Here is a 6394-nt window from a genome sequence, read left to right on the forward strand (position 1 = left end):
CATCGTGCAGATTCTCGCTGAAGATGACCTGCAACATCGCGGCAAACAGCCAGGCGTCCGTTCCTGGCCTCGCCGCGACATGCTCGAAAGCGCGGGCCGTCATGGTCTTGATTGGATCCACGATCACTACTCGCCCACCTCGTGTGACAACGCCCTGCATCTCATCTTTGATACGCGGCAAGGTCAACACAGACCCATGCGATATAAGTGGGTTCGCGCCAACGCAGAGGAAAAAATCGGTGCGAGGGATGTCGGGAATGGGAAACAATGCCGGCGAATCGTAGAGGAAGTGCGACGCCGCTTGTCGTCCGAATGTGTCTTGGGGCCCGACGGAGTAGACGTGTGGTGACCCGATGGCGTCTATCATGCCTTTCGCCCAGAACATCGCGCCGAGGCTGAAGGCAACTGGATTGCCCAAGTACATCGCGATGGCGTTCGGACCGTGTTCGTTGCGGATCCGGGTTAAGCGCTCCGCGACGTCCCCCAACGCCTGATTCCAGTCTGTCGGAGCGAACTCTCCGGGGCCTCCGGTCCGCTTTAACGGCGTGGTCACCCGATCGGGATCCTCGATCACTCGGGTCATCGACTTGCCCTTGCTGCAGAGATATCCGCGTGAGACAGGATGGTCGCCGTCTCCACGGATGTCCACGATGCGGTTGCCCTCGACTGTCGCCACGATCCCGCACAGCGACTCGCAGATGCGACAGTACGAGGCCACCTCCCGCCGTTGCGCCGGGACGGGCTTCCCGTTTTGGACGTCTATCGAAAGAACGGCGCGCCTGGCGGCAGATCCGGTGGTCCGTGGGGTGCTCATCGCTCGATCGTCAACGCCGCAGTGGGGCAGTTCCCAACGGCCGCTTCTACCGCACTTTGGTCCGCGGCGGTGGGTTGGCGAAGTACATCTGCTTGGCCGTCATCACCCACCGCAAAGAGTGTCGGAGCCGTCACCTCGCATAGTCCGATTCCTTGACAGCGCGTCCTATCGACAGACACGTTCACGATTAGCTCCTCAGGACCTTCGCGCGATCATGATCCGTCGATTCAAAGCATCGGGGCATCGGGCGAGCTGCTGATCTTCGGCCATCGCCACGCGTTCCTCCGTTGTCATCGACACGTTCACACCGTCAACCTGTTGCTGGCCCTAAGCCACAGCCCGCGCGGCGCGTGCCCCCCGGCGAAGTGCAGTAGCTGCGAGCCTCGACCCGGGACGACGTGACGCCGACCGCGGTCCAGGGCGTCGAGCCCGGCGCGCGCCGTTCCCTCCGCCGAGGCGACCATTGTTGCCGGCAACCGCCGCATCGTCTCCTCCATCGCGGCCACTTCTGCGAACTCGGTGGCAACGGCGCCGGGGCACAGCACGGTCACCGCGACGCCGGTCGGGCGCAGCTCTTCGTGCAGTGCCTCGCCGAATGAGGTGACCGCGGCCTTCGTGGCCGCGTACACGCCTGAGCGCGCGATCGGTTGGTTGCCCGCAAGCGACGAAACGATCAGGATCGCCCCGCGCCGACGTTTGGCCATGCCCGGGGCGAACAGCCCGGTTACGGACACAACTCCCTCGACGTTGGTTCGCATCATTCGCTGCAACTGCTCCGACTCTTGGGCGATGAACTCCCCGCCCATTCCGAGCCCGGCGGACAGCACGAGCACGTCGACAGTCAGCGCTAGCGACGCGACCTCTTGATCCAGCGCCTCCCGACTCTCGGGCCTGGCGACATCGCAAGGTATCGCGTCGACGCGGGTCCCGTGACCCGAGCGGAGCTCCTCGGCGAGCTGCTCCAGTCGCTCCCGCCGCCGCGCCACGAGCACGAGGTCGTGACCGCGCGCCGCTAGCTGCCGCGCGAGCTCCCGTCCAATGCCTGACGACGCACCCGTTACGAGCGCGACCGATCCTCGAGTGGGGTGCGGGATTCGTGCCCTCATTCGACAACGTCCGCTGCGTCGAGCTCGATGACCAGTTGTGCGGCACTCCGTAGGACCTTTGCGCAGGCCTCGGTGCCGATCAGTTGGCTGCGCGAGCTCGTCATCGAGGCGTCCGTTGACAGCGTCCCAGAGTCGTGGTCCGCGGCCGCGAACCACTCGGTTGGGAGCTGCAGCGGTGTATCGATGACTAAGCTCACGGTCTGCTCCCAGGGGTTTTCGCGTGCCTCATCTGTGTAGCAGCCCAGGAGAAAGATAGCAAGCGATTACTATTGTCGGGCGTGCGGTCGCGAACTGTCCGACCGTTACATCGCAGTCGCCAGTGCCTGGCATCACGACCCGGAGCACCCGCTGCGCGCCAGCGACTTCGTCTCGCAACTCTTCCAAGGAGGCGCCGGACCCTCTCGGCTTGTCTCATAACTGCCGCAACGCGGTAGCGGCGTCGGCGATGGCTTCGCGCGCCGTCTCGAAAGTGCCTGGCATGCTGAAGAACCCGTGAATCATCCCGTGATACATGCGAACCTCCGCCTGGCCGCCGCCAGACACCATTCGATGAGCAAACGCGCCAGCCTCATCGCGCAGGGGATCGAACTCAGCACTCACGATCATGGTTCGGGGCAGGTCGGCTACCTGCTCGGCGGAGATGGGTGAGACGAGGGGATTGCCCAGATCCGAAGGAGCGTAGGTTGACCAAGACCACTCCATCGTGGCCTTGGTCAGGAAGTAGCCGTCGCCGAAGCGCTTGTAGGAATCGGTTGAGCACAACGAGTCGAGCGCCGGGCTGACCAGCAATTGAAAGCACGGTGCGGCCTCTCCGTCGATTGCGCACGACAAACTAACGGCAGTCGCCAGGTTTCCTCCCGCGCTTTGCCCTCCGACCGCGACACGGGTCGCATCGCCGCCCCAACGAGTCGCGTTCTCGCGTGCCCAGGCCAGCACACGGCGGCCGTCGTTCAATGCGGCCGGGAAGGGATTCTCGGGCGCGAGACGGTAGTCCACGTTGAGGACGACGACCTGACCTTGCACTGCGAGACAACGACACACGACGTCGTCGACCTCGACACTGCCGAGCGTCCATCCGCCGCCGTGGAACCACACCAGCATGGCGACACCGCTGCTCACTGTGGGGCGATATACGCGAACCATCGGTCCTTGGTGTGGCAGAAATTCGTTGTGCACCGTCACATTGTCAGGTCCCGGTCCGTCTCCGGCCATTTGTGTGAGTCCCTCAATAAGCCGACGTGCGCGATCTAGGGGGAGTTCCTCTACGCCGCGAATTCCCGCTGCGGAGAGGCGGTTAAGAAGGTTGACGGCAGCGGGGTGCAAGGGCATATGTCCATCTCCAAGATGTTTACGGACGTGTACACGGAACGTCGGAGTGCGAGACACCTGTGATGAAGAGGCCAATCTGCGCGGACTTTGGGCCGACGTTGATCCACGCGTGCGACGTGCCGTTCTGAACAAGGGTGTCGCCTGCGGACAACGTCGCTCGGTCGCCGCCATCCAGTTCGATTGTCACCTGGCCGGATAAGACCACCGCGAGATCGACCGTGGGAGTGCGGTGAAATCGAGGATCAGCACGGTCAACGTACTGCGCAGCCCCAGGGAGGAGCCTGGCGAACTCTGCGATGAGTTCCGAGAACGCAACACGGGGCGAGTCGGTTTCCGCGGAGTCAGGGTCAAGCGTGATGACGACGAATCTGGCTCCACCGTTCGGAGGGTAGAAGTCGTGCGTCGTTGGCTCGCTTCCGTCGTCGGGAAGTGTGGGCGCGACTTCCCAGCCCCACAGACGATGAAACACATCACCGGGGCGGACCCAGGACGTGTTGCCCGTAATCACCTCGTCGCTTGCAATGATGGCTTTACCGTTGACGTCGTGACCGGTGACAACCCGACGGATACCCGAATTCATCGTGGTGCCTCGAATGTCCAATCCGCGACACTGAGTTCCCGGGTCATGTTCCAGTAGTCCACTAGGCGCCACGGGCTGTTCGCCACCACCCGACGTCCGCTGTTGCGGTACCAGCTTCCAACCTCGACCTGAGACCAGATCATCGCGTTGAGCGCGGTATCGAGTCGATTCTGATAGTCGGCGAACACATCGCTGCGGCATTCCATTGCGCCGTAGCCGCCTTCGAGCAGCTCGCGAATGCACTGAGCGATGTACTTCGCTTGGCATTCGGCGTGGAAAATGATGCTGCCGCCGTGGCCGAGATTCGTGTTCGGACCATAGAGAAAGAAGAGATTCGGAAAGTCGGGCATAGCGATCCCGAGGTATGCGCGAGCATCGTCGCCGCTCCACACATCGTTCAGCTTCTCGCCGGACTTGCCGGTGATCTCGATGGGCCAGAGGACTTTCGTGGCCGCGAACCCTGTGCCACAGATGATCGCGTCCACCGGATGGTGGGTTCCATCTTCGGTCACGATCGCGTCAGTGGTTACATACGAAATCGAGTTGGTAACCAACGTGACGTCTGGCCGTTTGAGCATCTCGTACCAGGCGTTGTCAACGAGTAGCCGCTTGCTGTACGGCGGGTATGGAGGAAGTGCCTTTGCGACGAGATCCGGTCTGCCCGCCAGTTGCCGCTCGATATACGTGGTCAGACGCACGCGCACGCGTTCATTCACTGCGTTGATCGATTGACCATTCCCAGACCATTCGGGGTCTACCTGCAGCGCCGGCCACAGGCCGTCACACAGCTTCCACAGAAGCGCGAAGCGGTACCAGCCCGCATATGCGGGCACATGTGTCAGCAGCCACTTGGTCTCGTCGGAAACTTTGCGGTGATAAAGCGGGTTCGGCACAGTCCACTGCGGTGATCGTTGAAAGATGGTGGTCGTGTCGGCCAGGCTCGCCACGGCCGGGGCGAACTGCATGGCGCTCGCACCGGTTCCGACGACGGCGACGGACTTTCCGCGCAGTTCGACGTCGTGCCGCCACGTCGCTGAGTGAAACACCGGGCCGTCAAAATCGGCCAACCCCTGTAGTTCCGGCATGAGCGGCCGGTTGAGCTGCCCGACCGCGGTGATCAGAACATTCGACTCGAAGCGCGACGTTGCCCCGTCAGGGGTTGATGCGTCGACGATCCACCGTTGCCGATGGGCGTCGAATCGTGCCGCGACGACTTCGTGGTCGAAACATATGTGCGGTAGCACGCCGTACTCGGCCGCGCAGTTGTTGAAGTAGGCAAAGAGCTCGTCTCTTTCGGAGAAGTGGTTCGACCAGCCGGGATTCGGTGCAAACGAAAACGAATAGAAGTGATTCGGAACGTCCACGCGGCATCCGGGGTAGGAGTTCTCGAACCAGGTCCCGCCGACGCTCGGATTCTTCTCGAGGATGGTGTAGGGCACGCCAAGACGGCTCAGCTGTATCGCAGCGCACAGTCCTGACATTCCTGCCCCGACAATCAGGACATGGAAAGGACTTGGTGTGCTCGGCTGCGGTGTCACCCGCCAATTGACCGCTCGCGCAGCCAGGCCGATCTCTTCGCGAACCATTGGCTCATACTCAGCCGGAACGGGCTCGGCGACGCACGCGCTCATGATGTCGGTGAACATCCCCGGATCCAGGTGCTCATGGCGTCCTAACCAATCCTGGCCATTTTCTCGCCGTTCGATGAGCACCTGCACAGCGACAGCGCGGACTTCGGTGACGTGCTCAGGAGCTAGCCCTCCGGTGGGGTCGTCACGCAGCACGCTCTCGCGATCCAACGTGTAGGGCGCCTCAAGCCAGCGGCGGTCTGCGGTCAGGTGGGCGAGTGTCGCTACAAGCACGGGAACGTTGGCGTCGTCCAGGGCTCGTGCGAGATCACGCCGGACTCCCGTCTCGACCTGGACTTTGGCCCTCACGCCGGTGGCACGATCCTCAACCATGCCCCTCCTGACACGTAGTTGGTTTCGATTACGGAGTAAGTACTTACACCTATCTGAATACTGCACGAAGAGGCTTTGCAAAGCAACACTTGAAGACAGTGAGTACTTACATGTACGGTGTGGCGCATGACACAGTTGGCCACTCGGGTTGGCGATGACGCTCCGCCGCGGGCACACACTCCCGTACTGGTCACGGCGGGCCGGCAGGCATCCCAAGCCGGTGCGATTCCGGTTCGGGCCGCGGGCACCACCGGACGCGGCATAAGCCTCGCCGTCGCGGTGCTGCGGTACGCGGTTACCGACACCGTTACTTTGCGGATGCCGGTCCGGGAGTTCTTGTGGCAGGCCTGGGTATTGCTCAAGGTAACGGCGATGCCGGCGTTGCTAATGGCCATTCCGTTCGGGGCCATGGTCACCGTCGTGACCTCGGGTCTGGTCGCCGAAGTGGGAGCGACGGCGCTTCTCGGCGCGGCGAGTGGAGTGGGCGTCGTCCGGCAGGGTGCCCCGATCACAGCGGGGTTGCTGATGGGTGGTGCCGCGGCCTCGGCCATCGCGTCCGACTTCGGGGCGCGCGCCATGCGCGAAGAACTCGACGCCATGCGGG

8 protein-coding genes are annotated in these 6394 nt (G+C 62.9%); 1 reads left to right on the plus strand and 7 read right to left on the minus strand.

Annotated features, from left to right (window positions below):
- The 7 genes from QOC69_RS05300 to QOC69_RS05330 form a co-directional block, all read right to left on the minus strand.
- The coding region (locus QOC69_RS05300) for a molybdopterin-dependent oxidoreductase (RefSeq protein ID WP_526437095.1) at positions 1–814 on the minus strand (814 nt) is incomplete at its 3' end.
- Complete coding sequence (locus QOC69_RS05305; RefSeq protein WP_526437097.1) at positions 811–999, minus strand: ferredoxin; 189 nt, start codon at positions 997–999, stop codon at positions 811–813. The genes QOC69_RS05305 and QOC69_RS05300, both read right to left, overlap by 4 nt.
- A 117-nt stretch (positions 1000–1116) precedes the next feature.
- Complete coding sequence (locus QOC69_RS05310) at positions 1117–1920, minus strand: SDR family NAD(P)-dependent oxidoreductase (protein ID WP_526437099.1); 804 nt, start codon at positions 1918–1920, stop codon at positions 1117–1119.
- Positions 1917–2117: a hypothetical protein gene (locus tag QOC69_RS05315; RefSeq protein ID WP_526437101.1), complete on the minus strand. Its 201-nt coding sequence runs from the start codon at positions 2115–2117 to the stop codon at positions 1917–1919. The genes QOC69_RS05310 and QOC69_RS05315 overlap by 4 nt, the downstream gene beginning before the upstream one ends.
- Positions 2118–2331: 214 nt before the next feature.
- Positions 2332–3249, minus strand: a complete 918-nt coding sequence (locus QOC69_RS05320; RefSeq protein WP_526437103.1) for an alpha/beta hydrolase — start codon at positions 3247–3249, stop codon at positions 2332–2334.
- A gap of 19 nt (positions 3250–3268) precedes the next feature.
- On the minus strand, positions 3269–3829 hold the full coding sequence (locus QOC69_RS05325; protein ID WP_526437105.1) for a cupin domain-containing protein: 561 nt from the start codon (positions 3827–3829) through the stop codon (positions 3269–3271).
- On the minus strand, positions 3826–5790 hold the full coding sequence (locus QOC69_RS05330; RefSeq protein ID WP_526437107.1) for a flavin-containing monooxygenase: 1965 nt from the start codon (positions 5788–5790) through the stop codon (positions 3826–3828). Before QOC69_RS05330 ends, QOC69_RS05325 begins: the two co-directional genes overlap by 4 nt.
- 126 nt (positions 5791–5916) lie before the next feature.
- Here QOC69_RS05330 and QOC69_RS05335 point away from each other — a divergent pair.
- The coding region (locus QOC69_RS05335) for an ABC transporter permease (RefSeq protein WP_526437109.1) at positions 5917–6394 on the plus strand (478 nt) is incomplete at its 3' end.

Source organism: Mycobacterium sp., assembly GCF_032162105.1.
Lineage (GTDB): Bacteria > Actinomycetota > Actinomycetes > Mycobacteriales > Mycobacteriaceae > Mycobacterium.

Coding starts and splice junctions, on each gene's coding strand:
- QOC69_RS05325 (WP_526437105.1), bottom strand. CDS start 3,829: ATGAATTCGGGTATCCGTCGGGTTGTCACCGGTCACGACGTCAACGGT.
- QOC69_RS05330 (WP_526437107.1), bottom strand. CDS start 5,790: ATGGTTGAGGATCGTGCCACCGGCGTGAGGGCCAAAGTCCAGGTCGAG.
- QOC69_RS05310 (WP_526437099.1), bottom strand. CDS start 1,920: ATGAGGGCACGAATCCCGCACCCCACTCGAGGATCGGTCGCGCTCGTA.
- QOC69_RS05320 (WP_526437103.1), bottom strand. CDS start 3,249: ATGCCCTTGCACCCCGCTGCCGTCAACCTTCTTAACCGCCTCTCCGCA.